This is a genomic window from Acinetobacter sp. CIP 102136 (genome assembly GCF_000369685.1).
Classification (GTDB): domain Bacteria; phylum Pseudomonadota; class Gammaproteobacteria; order Pseudomonadales; family Moraxellaceae; genus Acinetobacter; species Acinetobacter fasciculus.
This window is the reverse complement of record NZ_KB850142.1, coordinates 197730-217547: the sequence shown is the minus strand read 5'-3', so window position 1 is coordinate 217547 and position 19818 is coordinate 197730. Positions and strand designations below refer to the sequence as shown.

The 19818-nt window shown below is 42.5% G+C and carries 17 protein-coding genes, 1 tRNA gene and 2 pseudogenes; 9 read left to right on the top strand and 11 right to left on the bottom strand.

Annotated elements, in window-relative coordinates; genetic code table 11:
• Positions 1–10 precede the first annotated feature (10 nt).
• From F893_RS06520 to F893_RS06490, 6 genes and pseudogenes are all read right to left on the bottom strand, one after another.
• Positions 11–550, bottom strand: coding sequence for an IS630 family transposase (locus tag F893_RS06520; protein WP_225554437.1), 540 nt, complete (start codon positions 548–550; stop codon positions 11–13).
• A gap of 16 nt (positions 551–566) precedes the next feature.
• A complete protein-coding gene (locus F893_RS06515; RefSeq protein WP_004730277.1) occupies positions 567–1022 on the bottom strand; it encodes a helix-turn-helix domain-containing protein in 456 nt (151 codons plus the stop codon).
• 57 nt (positions 1023–1079) lie between these two features.
• Positions 1080–1424 (bottom strand): annotated as a pseudogene (locus tag F893_RS06510) (molecular chaperone DnaJ); the annotation flags it as partial.
• A 61-nt stretch (positions 1425–1485) separates the two neighbouring features.
• Positions 1486–2618, bottom strand: a protein-coding gene (locus tag F893_RS17360; protein WP_227554019.1) for an IS3 family transposase whose coding sequence is annotated in 2 segments (ribosomal slippage) — positions 1486–2366 and positions 2366–2618 — 1134 coding nt in all. Because the reading frame shifts where the segments join, the coding sequence is not laid out codon by codon here.
• 88 nt (positions 2619–2706) lie between these two features.
• Positions 2707–3408 (bottom strand): annotated as a pseudogene (locus tag F893_RS06495) (molecular chaperone DnaJ); the annotation flags it as partial.
• Between the two features lie 143 nt (positions 3409–3551).
• Positions 3552–4238 (bottom strand): carbonic anhydrase, encoded by a 687-nt coding sequence (locus tag F893_RS06490; protein WP_005246996.1) that lies wholly within the window; start codon positions 4236–4238, stop codon positions 3552–3554.
• A gap of 483 nt (positions 4239–4721) precedes the next feature.
• On the opposite strand from F893_RS06490, the gene F893_RS06485 reads away from it, so the two are divergent.
• Positions 4722–5399 (top strand): DUF421 domain-containing protein, encoded by a 678-nt coding sequence (locus F893_RS06485; RefSeq protein WP_004730345.1) that lies wholly within the window; start codon positions 4722–4724, stop codon positions 5397–5399.
• Here F893_RS06485 and F893_RS06480 read toward each other — a convergent pair.
• The 3 genes from F893_RS06480 to F893_RS06470 form a co-directional block, all read right to left on the bottom strand.
• On the bottom strand, positions 5396–6097 hold the full coding sequence (locus F893_RS06480; protein WP_004730347.1) for an HAD family hydrolase: 702 nt from the start codon (positions 6095–6097) through the stop codon (positions 5396–5398). The two genes, F893_RS06485 and F893_RS06480, sit on opposite strands and share 4 nt — an antisense overlap.
• Positions 6098–6244: 147 nt before the next feature.
• Positions 6245–7378 (bottom strand): porin, encoded by a 1134-nt coding sequence (locus F893_RS06475; protein ID WP_004730350.1) that lies wholly within the window; start codon positions 7376–7378, stop codon positions 6245–6247.
• Between the two features lie 136 nt (positions 7379–7514).
• A complete protein-coding gene (locus F893_RS06470) occupies positions 7515–8753 on the bottom strand; it encodes an MFS transporter (RefSeq protein WP_004730352.1) in 1239 nt (412 codons plus the stop codon).
• 137 nt (positions 8754–8890) lie between these two features.
• Here F893_RS06470 and F893_RS06465 point away from each other — a divergent pair, with 137 nt between their 5' ends.
• The 5 genes from F893_RS06465 (at position 8891) to putP (ending at position 13648) form a co-directional block, all read left to right on the top strand.
• The gene (locus F893_RS06465) at positions 8891–9520 is read left to right on the top strand and encodes a 1-acyl-sn-glycerol-3-phosphate acyltransferase (protein ID WP_004730353.1); all 630 of its coding nucleotides are present in this window, start codon (positions 8891–8893) and stop codon (positions 9518–9520) included.
• A 63-nt stretch (positions 9521–9583) separates the two neighbouring features.
• On the top strand, positions 9584–10501 hold the full coding sequence (locus F893_RS06460; RefSeq protein ID WP_004730355.1) for a patatin-like phospholipase family protein: 918 nt from the start codon (positions 9584–9586) through the stop codon (positions 10499–10501).
• A gap of 102 nt (positions 10502–10603) precedes the next feature.
• Positions 10604–11077: an NfeD family protein gene (locus tag F893_RS06455; RefSeq protein ID WP_004730358.1), complete on the top strand. Its 474-nt coding sequence runs from the start codon at positions 10604–10606 to the stop codon at positions 11075–11077.
• Positions 11078–11089: 12 nt separating this feature from the next.
• Entirely contained in the window at positions 11090–11944 is an 855-nt protein-coding gene (locus tag F893_RS06450; protein ID WP_004279377.1) for an SPFH domain-containing protein, read from the top strand.
• Positions 11945–12157: 213 nt separating this feature from the next.
• Complete coding sequence (gene putP, locus F893_RS06445; protein WP_004730361.1) at positions 12158–13648, top strand: sodium/proline symporter PutP; 1491 nt, start codon at positions 12158–12160, stop codon at positions 13646–13648.
• A gap of 82 nt (positions 13649–13730) precedes the next feature.
• Here the strand turns inward: putP and F893_RS06440 are convergent, their stop codons facing one another.
• Complete coding sequence (locus tag F893_RS06440) at positions 13731–14639, bottom strand: polyprenyl synthetase family protein (RefSeq protein WP_004730363.1); 909 nt, start codon at positions 14637–14639, stop codon at positions 13731–13733.
• A 224-nt stretch (positions 14640–14863) separates the two neighbouring features.
• Entirely contained in the window at positions 14864–16054 is a 1191-nt protein-coding gene (gene prpF / locus F893_RS06435; protein WP_004730364.1) for a 2-methylaconitate cis-trans isomerase PrpF, read from the bottom strand.
• Positions 16055–16386: 332 nt separating this feature from the next.
• Here prpF and F893_RS06430 point away from each other — a divergent pair, with 332 nt between their 5' ends.
• From F893_RS06430 to F893_RS06420, 3 genes are all read left to right on the top strand, one after another.
• Positions 16387–17742 (top strand): amino acid permease, encoded by a 1356-nt coding sequence (locus F893_RS06430; RefSeq protein ID WP_005251243.1) that lies wholly within the window; start codon positions 16387–16389, stop codon positions 17740–17742.
• A gap of 88 nt (positions 17743–17830) precedes the next feature.
• A tRNA-Arg gene (locus F893_RS06425) sits at positions 17831–17906 on the top strand.
• A gap of 337 nt (positions 17907–18243) precedes the next feature.
• Entirely contained in the window at positions 18244–19602 is a 1359-nt protein-coding gene (locus F893_RS06420; RefSeq protein ID WP_005251241.1) for an OmpP1/FadL family transporter, read from the top strand.
• Positions 19603–19818: the final 216 nt, after the last annotated feature.

Sequence of the window (19818 nt, the reverse complement as noted above, 5' to 3'; positions counted from 1 at the left end):
TAAGTATCCATTAAAAAGTAAACATGTATTCTTTTCCGAATTGGTTTGATACTTTCTCCACCCATTGCTCTATTTTGTCAGCTGTCATGACTTGAAAATCTCGCCAATAATATTTCATCTGCTTCCATACCATCTCGATTCGATTTAACTCAGGGCTATAAGCTGGAATAAAATACAGATTCGTCGAAAAGTTAGTTTTAAGTAGCTCTCTGTAATCAGCCATCTTTTTACTTCTATGAATCGAGGCATTATCAACAATAAGAACCAATGGAAGGTTATATGTCTGTTTTACTTGTTGAGCTATTCCAGTTAAATAGGCATAAAACCAAGTACTTGTCACTGACTCTTGTAAACAGCTTGTCACCAGTTTCCCCGTTGAAAGCAAACACCCCATGACATTAACTCGTTTTAATCTTATTGCATCAACCGCATGAACATCACCTATCTTTGTCCACGCATAGCGGTTATCAGGTGTAGATGAAAATCCTGTTTCATCAACATAACCTAATATAATTTCACCACGTGCCGCTTGCTCTCGTAATTCTTCAATCTGCTGTGTTGCTTGTTCAAATGCAATCGGATCTCTTTTTTTTCAAGCTATGACGGGTACGCTTGAAGACCATACCTGAATCCCGTAAAAACTTACGAATGGTTTCAACAGACACGGACACTTCGTATTCTTCATGTAGTTTGACTCGGATTTGTTCTGCATTGAGTGGACTTGTATTGACCCAATCTAGGATTTTCGCCTGATAGTCTGAGATCAATGTATTGGGTCGACCTGAGCGATGACCTTCTTTAATCGATTCAAGCTCATACAATTCCCAACGTCGGCGTTGTAGCCTTATGGTTTCTGGGATACGTTCTTGTAGAGTGGCAACTTCCGCAACACTTTTACCTTCGGAAAGCCAGAGAATAGTTTGGGCACGTTGCCTTTCACGCCAATGTTTTGCATGCTTGACCAGAAAAATGAGTCGTTCTCGCTGTTCTAAACTAAGTGGTACAGAAACAATTCTAGGCATGTGTGAACATCTGTTAACTAAAAAAACCTTTTCGCATCATTAGTTATTTTTGTCAACTTAAAGCATCCCATGTCTTAAAAACATCTCTAACCCTCTCACCTTCTTGATATACATCAGGCGTTCTTTTTCTACTTTAATCTGCTGTTTTATAGTGGCAGTATCTTCATCAATCTGCTTATACAGGTCAGCAATTTGAACTTTCCCTTTCGCTTTTTTCACTGCAATTCTGGTTTTCGATGACCAGACCAGTCTATTGATCAAGGCATCGATCTGTTCTTTTAATTTCTGGCCCTGTGCCTCCAAAGCCAGTTGATAAAACTTGAGTTGCTCTGCGCTTAAACCTTTTTGTGAAAATTCCTGATCTTGCTCAATCTGTAGTTGCATTCTCAGTAACGTAAACAGAGAGGTGGTCCCACTTGTTTGAACAACTAAAAGCTTATTTATAAGTGATATTCTGCTCTAGTTAAGCTACCTTATTTTGTTGTGGTAGCTGGTCATAGTAAAACTCATCTGGAGTCATTTTGTCCAGACTCGAATGAGGTCGTTTCAAATTATAAAATTCAAAATATGCACTCAATTGCTTTTTCGCATCGGTGACACTGCTATAAGCTTTGAGATACACCTCTTCATATTTAACGCTTCTCCATAACCGTTCAACCATCACATTATCAATCCATCGACCTTTACCATCCATACTGATTTGAATGCCATTTGATTTCAATACATCAATAAATGCATCACTGGTGAACTGACTGCCCTGGTCTGTATTAAATATTTCAGGTGATCCATATTTTTCAATCGCTTCATTTAAAGCCGAAATACAAAAATCCACCTCCATACTAATCGATACCCTATGCGCAAGTACCTTGCGGCTATGCCAATCAATCACAGCACATAAATAAACAAAGCCTTTTGCCATAGGGATATACGTTATATCCGTACACCACACTTGATTACTGCGCTGAATAGCCAATCCTTTGAGCAGATATGGATATTTACGGTGAGCTTGATTGGCCTGACTTAGATTTGGTTTACGATATAACGCATTAATGCCCATTTTCTTCATTAAAGTACGTGTATGACGTCGTCCTATATGATGTCCTTGACGATTCAATAAATCACGCATCATACGGCTACCTGCAAAAGGGTATTGCATATGTAACTCATCCATACAGCGCATCAGCTTCAGATCTGATTCACTCACAGGTTTTGGGCGATAGTAATAACAACCACGGGAGACTTTCAGCAGCTTAGCTTGCTTAGATACTGAAATCTGAAGTGAGTCATCGATTAACTTTTGTGGTTGAAGCGGCCCAGTTTCTTCAACACACCTTCTAAAAAATCAATTTCTAATGCCTGCTCACCGATTTTTGCATGTAGTTTTTTTAGATCGATGGGTGGTTCTGTTGGAGCTTTTGATTGATCGAAAGCTTGCGAGGAAGCTGAAATCAGTTGATTTTTCCAGTCAATAATTTGGTTTTGATGAACATCAAATTCAGCACTCAATTCAGCAAGTGTTTTTTCTGCTTTAATCGCAGCAAGTGCTACCTTAGCTTTAAAGTCATTTGAATGATTTCTTCTTGGTCTACGTGTCATAAAATACTCCATATATTGATGTTTATAACATCATTTGGGGAGCAAAATATCACTTATAAGTGTTGTTCAAATTTCCTGATCCACCTCTCAGGTCCTGCTCCGCATAAGCCTCATTGGCACGTTGCAATAATTCAGTTTTCTTGATTTTTTTGACATCATTCACTTCACGGTCAGGGTGAATGATGGCAGCAATTTTTAAATATACGGTTTTCAATGACTGCTCTGCCATCGCTGCTGCCTGCTCCTGTTTTTCCTGCTGGCGTTTTAATCTGGCTTGCTCACGTGCCTGCTGAAAATGATCTGATTCCCATTCTTCAAATACTTCTGCATCTGCAAGATCTGAGGGATTCTCACTCTTAAAGAATGTTTCGAGTTCATTTACTTTCTTTTGACTTTTTCTGAATTGGGCATGTTCGGCACGTTGCTGATAGTAAGCGAAGATTTCATTCACTTTATGGGCTTGTTGCACCGACATTGCCTGAGAGTCTTTTAGATAATTTGCAAGGTATTGAATCTTTTCATCCAGCACCACCAGTTCTGCCTTGGAAAATGTGGTTTCCTGCAGGTGCTTCCAGAGCTGTTCCAGCTGCTTGAACAGTACGCCATGCAATTCATGGTAAACTGGCATGAAGGTTTTATGGGTATATTGCTGCAGATCTTCTTCAGCCTGTTGCCATTGGTGTAATTCCTGTTTCTGTTGCTCGATTTTATCAATCAGATGATCCAGCTTCTTCTGCTGTGGCGAAAGCGCTGTGAATGGCTGAATCATGGTTTTTAAGTCAAAGAGCATGGCAGGAGAAGGTCAAAGAAGAAATAATATCCATATTAAATCTTTCAGCTTTCGTCACAAAGTCCTTTTCAGTGTGCCCTTTCGAAATTTGTATCAGAATTAAAAAAAGCAGACCAAAGTCTGCTTTTTCGCTCTCATATTGATTATTCCAGCACTACACGACCATTCAGGGACTGCACCGGTCGGTTATTTGGATGGCCCATCAGTTTGGCAAATTCCGAAATCTGCTTGGCAGAAGCCTGTTGAATATCTTTCAGGATCAGCCAGCGTACCCCTTCCGAACACGGTGGTGTGGTCAGCGAGCCGCTAAAGCGATAATAATCCAGGTTTTTAGGCAACATTTCATTCACAGGTTGTGGGGTCTTTAAAACCACTTTCTCAACCTTCTTTTTTGGCAAACGGTTCCACATGCGTTTGAGCATCTGGCTTTCTGCACCCTGCTCGAACATCATCCCCACGACAGCCAGCTCACCTTTGGCATTGGCATGGACAAAATGGATTTCCAGTGGATAGCTTTTGCCTTTAATCAGGTTTTCACTCGGACTATGCAAATGAAACTGCTTCAGTACAAAGGTATCGCCATCCAGCTGCAATTCACCACCTTGCGCAAAATCCACCTGAACGGTATGACCTTTATTTTCGATCGCATGAATCATGGTGTTATAGCTGAACTTGAGCGGTTCCAGTTCTGCTTTCACTGTTCGCTCAATATTGATCGGTGACTGGTTCAGACCATTACAGGCCGAATATTTCTGGCTCAAAGTCGACCATTGCTCAGGCTGAGTATAATCCCAATCCGCATCTGCCCAGACCGCTGTACTTAAACCCATAACCGTTAAAAGCGTGAATATTCTTTTCACAATACATCCCTTGTTGGAAGTCAAAATCACAATTTCTAATTTAAAAACAGTTTATTAAAGTAGTGTAATCACTCTATTTTTCAGGCCACAAACTACAGATTTTTATAAAGATGAAGTGATTTGCTTACAAATTTCTAAACACTCCTAATTATTCAAAACACATTATTCAGAATATATATTGATAAATTTCAAATGGATAATACTTTTATAGATTTAAAAATAGACAGTAGAGAATGTGATCTTCTTCAAATTTAATCTGCTGATTTTTTATGCATTATTTACATGAAATCTCTATCTTATTTTCAATAGATCAAATAGCTAGATTTTTAAGTTCAAGCTTCTTTTTTAAATAGAATCTACCTTTATTCATAAACTTACATAAACACAGCAGCAAATAAAATACTGATATTGCTAGACTCGAGCCAAAGAGAAAAATGAGGATAAAGAATTTAAATGGACTGGGCGACCATATTTATAAATGACACCACCTGGGAGTTTACCGCAGAAATTTTGCTGCGTTGTGCCCTGATGTACACGATGATTATCCTGTTTTTGCGTCTGACCGGAAAACGTGGGGTACGTCAACTTTCTATCTTCGAAGTCGCTATCATTTTGAGCTTGGGTTCGATTGCCGGCGACCCGATGTTTACTGAAGATATTCCCCTGATTCAGGCAGTTCTGGTGATGTCGGTGATTATTATCATGTACCGCCTGACCACCTGGCTCATGATGAAATATCAGTGGTTTGAAGACCTACTGGAAGGTAAACCGATTTATATCGTAGAAGATGGCGTGCTGGTCGTTGAAGAAATTAAAAAAGGTAAGATGTCACATGATGAATTCTTTGCCGAAATGCGCCAGCAAGGCGTAGAGCATCTGGGTCAGGTACGCACCGGTTTACTGGAAACTGACGGTAAGTTCAGTATCCTGTTCTTCAAATCGGATGAGGTTCGGCCTGGGCTGCCACTTTTCCCTAAAACCTGCTCTATAGTCCAACAGGTCAAGGCCGGGCAATTATATGCTTGCATTTACTGTGGACAGGTACAAACCCTTTCACATGCCGACCAGCAATGTCCGCGCTGTGATTCTTCGCAATGGGCCGAAACGATTGACTGTTTAAGAATTACTTAAGCACGATTTAATAACTGCAAATGGGCAAAAATTTCCGGCAGTTGCTGAATTTTATATCGGATATGTTCGGCATCGGCATGAAAGCCTTGCATCCATAATGCATGCATTCCGGCCTCTGTAGCTCCTTGTACATCATTAATGGGATGGTCGCCAATATACAGGCACTGTGCAGGCTGCACGCCTAGACGCTCTGCAGTGATCTGGAATATTTCCGGCTGTGGTTTGTTAAAACCCACCAACCCCGAACTGATGATCTCATCAAAATAATTTTCAATGCCTAGGCCCCGAATCGTATTTAAACGGGTGTCATGTCCGCCATTGGAAACAACCGCAAGCTGATAACCCTCATCTTTCAGCTGCGTTAATACTTGCTCTGCTGCCGGCATTTCTACGGCGCAACGGCCAAACTGGCTAAACCAGAATTGGGCTAGTTCATCTATGCTGGGAGGATTTAACCAGCTTAGTTCCTGTAACAATGCATAGGCAGCCGAAGCTCCGATACTGCCATGCGTCAGCAATTCCTTTTTAGGATAACCGCCATTATCGATGCGTCTTACAATCTCGATAATTTTGTCAGACTCGACCTGTTTCAATGCTGGCGCATAATATTCTGCCAGATAACGGCTATAGGCTTGTGTCGTCAGATCACGATGGGTCAAGGTATTGTCGAGGTCAAATAAAACAGCTTGAATAGGCATAATTTTTAAAACGAAGTGCTGAAACTTTCAATCATGTTAACAGTCCGAAACTTGTTAGATCAGACATAAAATTGCTAAGTTTTGTTGTTTTAAGCATAAAAAAAGCGATGCCAAAGCATCGCCTTTTCTTAGAGTACAAAATCTAAATTAGAATTTGTATTCAACACCTGTACCTACAACTGGCTGATCCGTTTCATTTGAACCTTGTTCTAACATTAGGTAGCCCGCATAACCATATGCTTTCACCTGCTTGCTGAATGCATAGTCTGCACCAACTAGAATTTGTTGAGCTTCATAATCAGCTTTGGCAGTAGTAAATTCGGTTGTACTTTGACTATATTGACCTTTTACTGTCCATGCTTTTGCTGTTGACAGATTGTATTCAGCTCCAATTAACCAAGCTTGTTGATCATCAATAAATGCTGCTGCAGCGTCATTACCTGCAACATCTTCAACTTCTGATGTTTGGTATAATGCTTTAAGTGCTAAACCACTATCCAAATTTACACGACCAATCGCACGAATCGTATTTGCAGCAGCAAACGCACTACCTGCTACTCCACCTGTTACTTCTGGAGTAGAAGCATTTACGAAGCCACGACCTGCGAAGTTAGATGGAATCGCTTTATCATAACCAAGACCGGCCACTACTTTTTTATTATCATAAATAAGAGAAGTAGAGAAAGCATCGCCTAAACCACGGCCCGCAACTTTCACACCACCTTTTGACTTATCAATACCATCTGCTTCACCTGTTGCTAGCAATAAATTAGCATTTAACTTACCACCTGCAACTGCGAACGCTGGTGACTCATAAACAACTACATTATCAACACGATTTTCACCGGTAAAAATACCTGCCATATCTGCTTTATTATCAATATAGTTGTTAAAAGTATCTACTACTGAAGATAGCTGTTTTACAGGAGTATCAATTTTACCCACTTTTAATGTACCAAGTTTTGCATCTTTAATACCTACAAAAATATTTCTTGGAACAAATGCGTCATCATCCGTCGCAGATACATTTTCACCATCATCTGTATAGAAAGTGAATTCAGCTTGATAAAGTGCGCTTAAACGGTCAGTCAGTTTTTCATCGCCTTTTAAACCAAGAAATGAATTGTTGCTGTTTACTTCCACAACATCACGATTACCATTGGCATTATCTTCAGGTAAGTAATCTACTGACGCATCAATCTCACCATAGAAAGTTGGTGCTGCAAAAGTTGTCCCTGCCAAAAGGCTGAATGCAATTGCTGTTGCTAACTTAGTTTTCATCAAAAATATCCTTAATTTATTTTGTAACAAATAATACACACGGCGCTTATATTACAAAATTATTAAATTAATATTTATATATTCTATTTAGTACTTTAGGCTAACATTTAACCAAATAGTTGATTATTTAGAAATTTTATACTTTTTTTGCAACTTTCATCCATCGGAAAATTGGAATTAAACACATAATTGCTACGATCACGATCAGATTCAGATAATTTTGATAGCCTAAAGTATCTCCCAAAATGCCACTCAGGCTATAAAGTCCCCCACTCACCGTGGCCATCAGCGCCACCTGGAAGGTGAAATCTGTCCCTGCCAGATGCTTGCGACTGTATTGCATGACCAAGGTCAACATGACCACCAAGAGCATGGCAGAAATCATGTCTTCGGCCGCATTGATCAGATATATCATCCAGTTTTGTACTTTGTTTTGAGCTTCGTACTGCGCAGCCAGCCAGGCATAGGCCATTAAGCTTAATATTTTTAGAATTGAGAAAACGATCAAACTCGAGCTGCGAGACCAGTACTTCAGACACCAGCCCGCCAGTCCTGCTCCAATCAAGGCAGCCAAGGCTCCCAGCATGGTGACATAAAGGCCAATCTGGCTAAAGCTCAGCCTGAGATCCACCATTAAAGGTTTTAATAAAGGCCCGGATAAACCATCGGCGATTTTAAAGCTCAGTAAAACCAGAAGCCACCTCGCCAAGCTTAAATCTGACCAGAAGTATTGAAAATAGGTTTTTATATTGCTGAGTGCAGGTCCTTTATCAGCTGGCGTGATAATTTTTGAATGCTGAGATTCTCTAAAAAATAAAATGGGTAAAGTATTAAGAAAGACCAGAGCCGCCAATAATAAAAAGGTGGCTTGCCATTGCAGTAGATCGAGCAACCATAATATTGCTCCACCTCCGACAATGAATCCTAGACGTGAACCGATAACCTGAAAGGTATTGCCCCAGTGTTGCTGCTCATTTTTCAGAATATTGACCGCCAGTGCATCGGTGGCAATATCCTGCGTGGCGCCAATACCATTCATCAGCAAAAGCATGATAAAAAACAGCAGTAAATACAGCGGCTGATTCAAGGCCTGAATCGGTAGAAATGAGAGCCCAATCAATACAGCAACTGACAGCCATTGCAAGGGAATAATCCAGCTACGGTAATGACCTTTGGCGCTCGATCCATGCCGATCAACTAAAGGTGCCCAGAATATTTTAATCGACCAAGGCAGCATTAACAGACCAAAGCCCCCGATATGCGCCAGCGATACCCCTTCAGCTCGCAGAATGACTGGCAAGGCATGCGTCATAAACCCGACCGGAAGCCCCTGTGCCCAATACAGCGAAAACAGTAAAATATAGGTATTCCGCATATTTAGGCTAAGTCCTTAAGGTGAAAATGCATCACCAGCATTTGAGATGCTATACATTTTGCCAATGATCCGGATTTTACAACAGTCTAATATAATAAAAAATAAAGAAAAATTAGTTTCAGGACGAGACAGAAGCAATGGCCCAAATACGTTTCCCCCTACTCCCGCCGCATGTGCCAGCCCGCGGCAGCAAGCTGAGCCGGACTTTTTTCAGGCAGCTTTTTTTGGCCCAAGGCTGGCGTCTGGAAGGCGAATTTCCAGACTTACCTAAAGCTGTGGCGATTATTTCCCCGCACACCTCCAATATTGATGCATGGCTGGGTTTTAATGCCCTGCTTGGTCTCGGTATTCAGATTACGATTTTCGGTAAAGACAGCCTGTTCCGCACACCGCTGAAGCCGGTTCTGGAATGGATTGGTGTAGTTCCGGTGGTGCGCGATAGTCCGCAAGGTCATACCCGACAGATTGTAGACATCATTGAAAAATCAGAACAGATCTGGGTCGGTATGGCACCGGAAGGTTCACGTAAGGCACCAGATAAAATTCGCAGCGGTTTTTATCATATTGCCAAGGTAGCCCATTTGCCGATTGTGATGTTTTCTTTTGATTATGATATCAAGACCATTCATATTCTGGGCGTGTACCATCTGACCGGTGATTATGAATACGACCTGGAACAGATTTATCAGCATTATCAAGGTAAATTCTCGGCCAAAAATCCAGACTGGGTGGCCAAGCCGTTACAAAAGCTTTTGAAAAAAGACTAGGCAAATACGGCTTTTTTTGATGTGATAGCCTGAATTTTGTTGATTTAATCACCAGTTTTTATAATGAAATTAGCCCGTTATGCCTTAATTGGCTGCCTTGGTTTCAGTCTTGCAGCCTGTGACAAAGCCACTAAAACACCCACGCCTGCCACGCCAATAAAAGCCCGTGAACCTGTCGTCGCCATTGCCCTCGGTGGTGGCGGTGCCAAAGGTTTTGCCCATATTGGCGTCATTAAAGTGCTCGAATCACACGGCATCAAACCAAAGATTGTCACCGGAACCAGTGCCGGCAGTTTTGTCGGCAGCCTGTATGCCAGCGGCAAATCCCCTTATCAGTTACAGCAGATTGCCCTGAATTTTAAAGAATCTGATATCCGCGATTTAACCTTGAACCGGCAAGGGATTATTGCCGGACAAAAATTGCAGGATTTCGTCAACAAGAATGTGGCGAACAAACCGATTGAACAGTTCCCGATTCGTTTTGCTGCAGTTGCCACTCGCCTGGACAATGGGCGTAAAGCTGACTTTATTAAAGGCAATGCCGGCCAAGCAGTTCGCGCTTCCTGCAGTATTCCGAATGTGTTTGTGCCTGCCGTGATTGGCGGAAGCAAATATGTTGATGGCGGTCTGGTCAGTCCGATTCCGGTCAAGACCGCCAAAGATATGGGAGCAGATATTGTGATTGCCGTGGATATTTCTGCCCGTCCGGATGGTAATAAGGCTCTGAACATGTGGGGCGTACTGGATCAGACCCTGAATATTATGGGACAGCAAAGCATTAATGAAGAGTTGAGTCAGGCCACTGTGGTGATTCAGCCCAAAGTCGGTCATATCGGTACTTTAGACCTGAAAGCCAGCAATGCCACCATTCTGGAAGGTGAAAAGGCCGCTCAGCTGAAAATCCGTACTATTGAAAAAGCCATTAGCAACTTTAAGCAGTCTCCCGCGGCATTTAAACCGCCACGTCAGGCAAAATTTTGATGCATGAATTTTTTATATTCATCTGCGGCCGCATCTGCTACATTGAAGATCAATCATATAAAGATGATGATTAATTAAATACTTAGCGATATAGGTCACGATATGGAATTAGTTCTTGAACCTTGGCACTGGTTTGTATTAGGCATTCTTCTGATTCTGTCTGAATTACTGCTGCCCGCATTTGCTGCCCTGTGGTTCGGGATCGGTGCCATCATGGTTGGCGTCCTGTACTGGATGTTCCCGATGATGGGACTGACGACCCAGCTCCTGACCTGGATCATACTTTCTGTACTGTGTACGCTGCTCTGGTTCAAGTTTATCAAACCGCTTTCCATTGACAAGACCAAAGCCGGTCTGTCGCGTGAGGCGACCATTGGTCAAGTGGGCATGGTGATTCAGATCAATCTGGATCATGGGCAAATCCGGGTGCGTTTTCCGATGCCAGTTTTAGGTTCGGATGAATGGGAATGCCGAACTCTGGACCCAGTTCAAGTCGGAGATCGCGTTCGCGTCGTGGATATTCTGGGTAATGATCTGGTCGTACAACCCCACAGCACGAATTATCAAAATCAATAAGGTGAATAAGCTATGTCTGGTGGTTCTATCATTGTTATCGCGTTTCTGGCCTTTGTTGCGATTACCATTTTTAAAGGTGTGCGGATTGTGCCGCAAGGCTACAAATGGATCGTACAGCGTCTGGGTAAATACCACACCACGCTAAATCCGGGTCTGAATTTTGTCATTCCTTATGTGGATGAAGTCGCCTATAAAGTCACAACCAAAGATATCGTTCTGGATATTCCCTCACAGGAAGTGATTACCCGTGATAACGCGGTTCTGCTGATGAATGCCGTGGCCTATATCAACCTGACCACACCAGAAAAAGCCGTGTACGGGATTGAAAACTATTCCTGGGCGATTCAGAACCTGGTACAAACCTCACTGCGTTCGATTGTCGGTGAAATGGATCTGGACGATGCTTTATCTTCACGTGATCATATCAAGGCACGTTTAAAATCCAGTATTTCCGATGATATCTCGGACTGGGGAATTACCTTAAAAACTGTAGAAATTCAGGATATTAAACCTTCTATCACCATGCAGACTGCGATGGAAGAACAGGCTGCTGCTGAACGTCAGCGTCGTGCAACCGTCACCAAAGCTGACGGGGAAAAACAGGCCGCAATTCTGGAAGCGGATGGCCGTCTGGAAGCATCACGTCGTGATGCCGAAGCACAAGTGGTACTGGCTGAGTCTTCACAACGTGCAATTGACATGGTGACTTCCGCCATTGGTGATAATGAAATTCCGGTCGCCTATTTACTGGGTGAACAGTATATTAAAGCCATGCAGGATATGGCCAAGTCGCCAAATGCCAAGACCGTGGTACTGCCTGCTGATGTGCTGAATACCATTCGTGGTGTCATGGGTCGCCCTAACTAATTTATCTTTTGACTTTATATATAGGCAGCCCGAGGGTTGCCTATTTTTATTGGCACAAGAAAATCTCAGCAAAAAATGTGAATTTATGGTTAAATTTCGCGTTTATTTTTGAAATCTACTGGATTTGATGTTGCCTGACTTTCGGATTAAAGTTCCTCGCAGCTGTCTTATTCCTTGTTTCGATCTACTGTCCAACTTAAAAATGGATACCGTATGAGCTCCCTAAATCCAACCTTAATTACTTTTCTTTTCTATATTGTCGCAATGGTGGTGATCGGCCTAATGGCTTATCGCGCGACAAGCAACTTTTCCGATTACATCTTAGGGGGCCGACGTTTAGGGAGTTTCGTAACTGCACTTTCTGCAGGGGCTTCCGACATGAGTGGCTGGCTACTGATGGGTCTGCCCGGTGCGATTTATCTTTCTGGTCTGTCTGAGATGTGGATTGCCATCGGTCTGATCATTGGTGCCTGGCTCAATTGGCTACTGGTCGCTGGCCGTCTGCGAGTGCATACCGAAGTCCAGCACAATGCCCTGACCCTGCCGGATTATTTCTCGAATCGTTTTAATGACCAGAAAAAAATCCTGCGTATTGTTTCGGCTTTCGTGATTCTGATTTTCTTTGCGATTTACTGTGCTTCCGGCATGGTCGCAGGTGCACGCCTGTTTGAAAGCATGTTCGACATGTCTTACAGCACTGCGCTCTGGATCAGTGCGATTGCCACCATCAGCTATGTGTTTATTGGTGGCTTCCTGGCTGTGAGCTGGACCGATACCATTCAGGCGGGTCTGATGATCTTCGCCCTGTTGCTAACGCCAATCGTGACATTGATGGCATTTTCAGATATGTCCCAGATGACTTTGGCACTGGAAGCTGCTCGTCCTCAAGCAATGAATATTCTGGGTGATCTGAGCTTTGTTGCGATTATTTCACTACTGGCCTGGGGGCTGGGTTACTTTGGCCAGCCGCATATTTTGGTGCGCTTCATGGCAGCAGATTCGGTCAAGTCGATTCCAAATGCACGTCGTATTGGCATGACCTGGATGATTCTATGTCTGGGCGGTGCGGTGGCAGCCGGCTTCTTTGGTATTGCTTATTTCCAGCAGCATCCAGAACTGGCAGCTGCAGTGAATGCCAATCCTGAAACCGTATTTATGGAACTGACCAAAATCCTGTTTAACCCATGGATTGCCGGTGTAGTTCTGGCTGCGATTCTTGCCGCAGTAATGAGTACTTTAAGCTGTCAGCTACTGGTCTGCTCAAGTACCCTGACGGAAGACTTCTATAAATCTTTCCTGCGTAAAAATGCCTCACAAAAAGAACTGGTCTGGGTTGGCCGTTTGATGGTGCTACTGATTGCCTTACTGGCGATCTGGATGGCGGGTAATCCTGAATCCAAAGTACTGGGGCTGGTGGCTTATGCATGGGCAGGTTTTGGTGCCGCCTTTGGTCCGCTGATTATCCTGTCACTGTTCTGGAAACGCATGACCTTGAATGGCGCTTTGGCAGGTATGATTGTGGGTGCAGTCGTGGTTATTTTCTGGAAGAACCTGTTTGCTGACACTGGCCTGTATGAAATCGTTCCTGGCTTTATCTGTTCAATTCTTGCGATTGTGGTGGTGAGCCTGATGGGTAAAGCACCAACAGCAGAAATTACCGACCGCTTTGAAGAAGCTGAACGCCTGTATAACGAAAGCAAATAATTCTGTATCAACTAAAAAGAGGACTTCAAGTCCTCTTTTTTTATGCGGTTTCTTTAAACTTTTTTAGAAAAATAATTTTCAATCAGCTTTTGCGCGTGAGCAGGAACCGGGTAATTTGCATCAACTCTTCCGCCTGACCTTCAAAATGGTTCAAGGCATTGATCGCCTGATCATGTAATTGCTGGGCATAGGCTTTGGCCTGCTCCAGCCCCATCAATGCCGGATAGGTCGATTTTTCAACCTGTTCATCTTTACCTGCAGTTTTCCCCAAGACTTCGGTATCGGAAATAATATCCAGAATATCATCCTGTACCTGGAAGGCCAGACCAATCGCCTGTCCAAACTCACGTAATTTAGGAATGGCCAGATCGGTACCTTCAAAAATTGTCACCGCTGCCATCATGATCGCGGCACTAATCAAAGCACCAGTTTTATTGCGATGGATGGTTTCCAGTGCTTGCTGATCGATTTTTTTGCCTTCAGACTGCAAATCTAAAACCTGACCATTCACCATTTTCGAAGAAGCGGTTGCCAGAATCTGCATCTGCTTCAGTACAATGGAAGCTTCTACCGCTGGCCCCTGATCAAACAGACGGCTACCCAAAATTTCAAAAGCCATAGACTGCAGGATATCACCTGCCAAAAGCGCGGTATCTTCCCCATAAGCCACATGACAGGTCGGCTGGCCACGGCGCAGCAAATCATTGTCCATACACGGCAGATCATCATGAGCCAATGAATAGCAGTGAATAAACTCGATCGCAACCGCTGCACGGCGCACTGCGGCGCTATTCTGGTTCGGCTTTAATGCGGCGGTGGCATAACATAGTGCTGGACGTACTCGTTTACCGCCAAGCATCACAGCATGATGGACTGCCGACCTTAACGGTTCTGGAATGGCAAAGGCTTCCAGAGCAGTCAGTAAATCCTGTTGAATGCGGTGTTGTGCTTGAGTGAGTGCATGGGTTGATACGTCAGTGATAGATGACACATTCGCCTCGAATACGTAGTCCAGAAGAATAAAATGACAAGCGAGCAAATGCCTGTACGCTGATCAGGCATTGTACCTAGAAATGCCTTGAATTTTCAGCCATAAATCGAATTGTTCTACTGAAATTTGCTATTCAACATCAAATAAGCAAGTCAGAGATTTTAAACCATAAAAAACCACCGCAGAATCGGTGGTTTTATTCAGGCTAAATGTATTCACGGCATTTAAGCGAGAACATCTTCTGGTACGCGCACCCAGCCTTCCATCAAGACGCGGGCACTACGGCTCATTATCGCTTTCTTCACTTTCCACTCACCATTTTCAAAACTTGCTTGTGCACCTACTCTCAAAGTGCCAGAAGGATGACCGAAACGCACCGCTTCACGTTCTACCCCGCCTGCAACCCGATTCACCAAAGTTCCAGGAATGGCAGCTGCCGTACCAATAGCCACCGCAGCCGTGCCCATCATGGCGTGATGTAATTTACCCATAGACAAGGCCCGAACCAGAATATCGGTATCTGATTCAGTGACAGTTTTGCCACTTGAAGAAGTATAGCTACTCGGTGGTGCAACAAAGGCAATTTTTGGCGTGTGTTGTCGGGTTACTGCTTCTGCAATATCTTGAATCAGTCCCATCTGCTTCGCTGCATAGGCACGAATCGTTTCAAATTTTGTCAGGGCTGCCACGTCATTATTGATATGATCCTGGAGTTCTGTGCCCTTATAGCCTAGATCTCTCGCATTCAAAAAGACGGTTGGAATGCCGGCATTAATCATGGTCACTTCGAAACTGCCAATATTGGGCACTTCCAAAGTATCGACCAGATTGCCTGTTGGAAACATCGAACCGCCTTCAGCATCGTCATCAGCTGGATCCAGAAACTCGATCTGCACTTCCGCCGCAGGAAAGGTTACGCCATCCAGTTCGAAATCACCCAGCTCCTGCACTTGACCATTTCGCATCGGCACATGTGCAATAATGGTTTTCTGAATATTGGTCTGCCAGATGCGTACCGTGCATAACCCATTTTCAGGAATACGTTCGGCATCGACCAGACCATTAGAAATGGCAAATGCTCCCACTGCCGCGGTCAGATTGCCACAGTTGCCGCTCCAGTCTACAAAAGGACGATCAATTGACACCTGACCAAATAAATAATCGACATCATGATCAGCGTGTTGGCTTTTTGACAGGATCACCGTTTTACTGGTGCTGGAACTGGCACCCCCCATACCATCGATCTGTTTCCCGTATGGATCTGGGCTACCAATCACGCGCAGCAAAAGCTGATCACGAATCCGGCCAGGCTGTTGTGCTTGCGCAGGTAGGTCATCCAGCTTAAAGAAAACACCTTTACTGGTGCCTCCACGCATATAGGTTGCAGGAATCTTGATTTGGGCGGCAAAACTCATGAATTATTTCATCCTTTGACTTGTCTTTGTTTTCGTACAGATTATTCAATATTTATATTCAAAGTATAGTATGTTGAAAGCAGAACTGCTTGGCTTCCAGACCTTAGTATAAAAAAACGGCATTTGTATTTTATCCAAGAAAATAGAGAACTCGTCAGTAACAGTTTCAATAAAATTAATATATTGATTCATTTATATTTTATTTCAGTTATTTATATGAATATTTTTTATCATTCCTTCAACAATATTTCATTCTTAGGATGGACTAGGCTTCTTTAGTCTGATCAATTACAATCAGCCACTTATCATTTTCCATTGTCGGGCTGAACACTTTGAATAACGAGTCTTCACAACTTCAGCGTGGCTTAAAGAACCGTCATATTCAGTTGATCGCCATGGGCGGTGCAATTGGCACAGGCTTATTCTTAGGTTCCGCACAGGTGATCCAATCTGCGGGTCCTTCTATTATTTTAGGCTATGCCATTGGGGGCCTGATTGCATTTTTAATCATGCGTCAATTGGGTGAGATGATTGTTCATGAACCTGTCGCAGGTTCATTCAGCCATTTTGCTTATAAATACTGGGGAAAATTTCCCGGTTTCCTTGCGGGTTGGAACTACTGGATTCTGTATATCCTGGTGGCCATGACCGAACTTACTGCGGTTGCGAAATATATCAACTACTGGTGGCCTCATATTCCAGCCTGGGCATCGGTATTGTTTTTCTTTATCGTGATTACACTGGTCAACCTCGGCAATGTGAAATTCTACGGTGAATCAGAATTCTGGCTTTCTATCATTAAAGTGACTGCGGTCATCTCGATGATTGTCTTTGGCTTGTATCTGATCCTGACTGCTGATGCTTCTTCAGGCGCATCTTTTAGCAATCTTTGGACCGCGGGCGGTTTCTTTCCGAATGGTTTTGAAGGTCTGTTCTACATGCTGGCCTTCCTGATGTTTGCCTTCGGTGGTATTGAACTGATCGGTATGGCAGCGGCAGAAGCTGAAAATCCGGAAAAAACCATTCCGAAAGCCATTAATCAGGTGGTTTTCCGTATTCTGATTTTCTATGTCGGCGCCTTGACCATTCTGTTATCACTCGTGCCTTGGAATCAGCTTGAGCTTGGGGGTCTGGACAAAAGTCCTTTCGTGATGATTTTCAGCCAGCTTGGCATTGACTGGGCAGCACACTTACTGAACTTTATTATCCTGACAGCAGCACTGTCTGTGTATAACAGTGGTATGTATGCCAACAGCCGGATGCTCTACGGTCTGGCTCAACAAGGAAATGCACCTAAAATCTTCATGAAAGTGAATAAGCAAGGTACGCCAATTCCTGCTGTATTGTTCTCTGCCGTGCTGATTTTCGGCTGTGTGCTACTTAACTACTTCGTGCCTGAAGATGCCTTAAGCCATCTGATTTACATCGTAGTCGGTGCACTGGTATTGAACTGGGCCATGATTACCCTGACCCATCTTAAGTTTATTCAAAGCATGAAAAAGCTGGGACAGAAGACTTCTTTCCCTGCGCTATGGTCTCCGGCGGGCAATATTCTGGTTCTTGGTTTTATTCTTACGATTCTTTACATCATGTGGACGCAAGGATTCCAGGAATCTATTTTGATGATCCCGCTTTGGATTGTAGTTATGTTTGGTCTGTTTAAGTTACTTAAGCCTAAAAATATCTAGACAACTCCTGTAGCTATGAGTCCTTAAAAGTTATTGCTTCGGCAATAACTTTTTTTTGTATTTTTTACAGTACAATAGCCTTCTTTTCGCGCCCTTAGCTTAACTGAATAGAGCAGTTGCCTCCTAAGCGACCGACGTGGGTTCGAGTCCCGCAGGGCGCACCATCCTTTCAAAATGTGATCTATACTTCAAAAAATTAGCGTTAATCTTCATATTTTTAGAATATTTTTTATACAAAAAATCATTTTTTCTTCATTATTTTATTTCTTTTACTTTCAAATACTTATTTCAAAATTAGGCTATTTTTTGGTGTAAAAACTCTATTTCGATGATTTTTTAGACTAATTAGTTTTTTCTAGAGCATTTACTCTTATTTTAATTGTGCTATTTTTGTCACATGGAGTAACAAATGATTGCGGATAAATACCCGAAATCTCCAAGAATTTAATAAGTGCAAACAACAACGCTAGATATAAATTTGTACCTCAAGGAAAGACGTAAATGAAATTAAAAACATTAACTACTGCAATGATTCTCGCAACTGTACCAATGACAGGCGCATTTGCAGCAGCACTAGATCGTTCAGGCCAATCTATTGCAGCCTTCCTACAACCTGGTAACTATTTTGAAGCAGGTATTTCTATATTAGATCCAGATGTTTCAGGCAAAGATAAAGCAGGTACATCTACTGGTGATATGGCAGGTGATTATTATTTCCCTTCTGCAGCTTTAAAGCTACAAGTAACTGATAATTTCTCTTTTGGTTTACTTTATGATCAGCCTTTTGGTGCTGATGCAGAATACTCTGGAAATAATTTATTTACTTCAAATGGCACCCAAACTGTTTTAGGTAATACTTTAGCAAACCCAGATGTAACTGGTGGTACTAAAGTTGAAGTAGACACTCAAAATCTTTCTTTTATTTTTGGTTTTCAACCAACTGAAAATTGGAATATTTATGCAGGTCCTGTTTATCAAACAGTGAAAGGTAATGTAAGTCTTCGTGGGGATATCTACAGCGCATTCAATGGCTATGATATACAGATTAAAGAAGATGGTGATTTAGGTTGGTTAGCAGGTATTGCTTTTCAAATTCCAGAAATTGCACTTAAAGCATCTTTAACCTACCGCTCTGAAATTGATCACTCTGTAAGTGCTACTGAATCAATAGGTTTAGCAGATAATCTGGGTGCATTACGTGACGCTACCCTAACAAGTATTGGAGGACCACAAAATATTCCAAATTTACCACCTGCATTACAACAACAAATTGGTGGACTCATACTTGCAGCTAACGGCTTACAATCAGCAAATGCTACTCCTGGTAAAACTACGATTACTACGCCACAATCTGTGAATCTTGATCTTCAGTCAGGCATTATGCAAAATACTGTAGCTTTCTTGAATGTGCGTTGGGTAGAATGGTCTGATTTCTCAATTCGTCCTTATAAATTTGGTATAGCATCAGAAGCAGTTTCGCCATTAGTATCAAACCCACCAGGTTATGCTGGAGGTTTTAACCTAGTTGATTATTCAGATGACCAATGGTCTGCAACTGCAGGTGTTGGACGTAAGTTTAGTGAACAATGGGCAGGTAATGTCTCTGTAGGTTGGGACTCTGGCGCAGGTAACCCTGTATCAACTTTAGGACCAACTGAAGGCTATTGGAATGTTGGTCTAGGTCTACAATTTAGTCCTACACCTTCAACCTTTATTGCTGGTGGTGTGAAATATTTCTGGCTAGGTGATGCAGATGCTGTTACAGGTGCACATTCAGTCCCAGGTATGGATGCGAGTGCAGGTAAATTTGAAGATAATAATGCGATTGCTTATGGTTTAAAAATGGGCTACCGCTTCTAAGCTCTGATTAAATAAAAAACCACTTTCGAGTGGTTTTTTATTCTTTAACTCTAATTTTATACACTTGCATATCATTCGATTATTTTACCATCAATTAAAATTAATAAAGTTTTAGTTCTTTTACACTATTTTTAATAATTTAAATTTACTATTTTTCATACACTTGAGTTAATAAAATTAGTATAAAAACTCTAAGCAAGCTCTTTCCTTAACCGC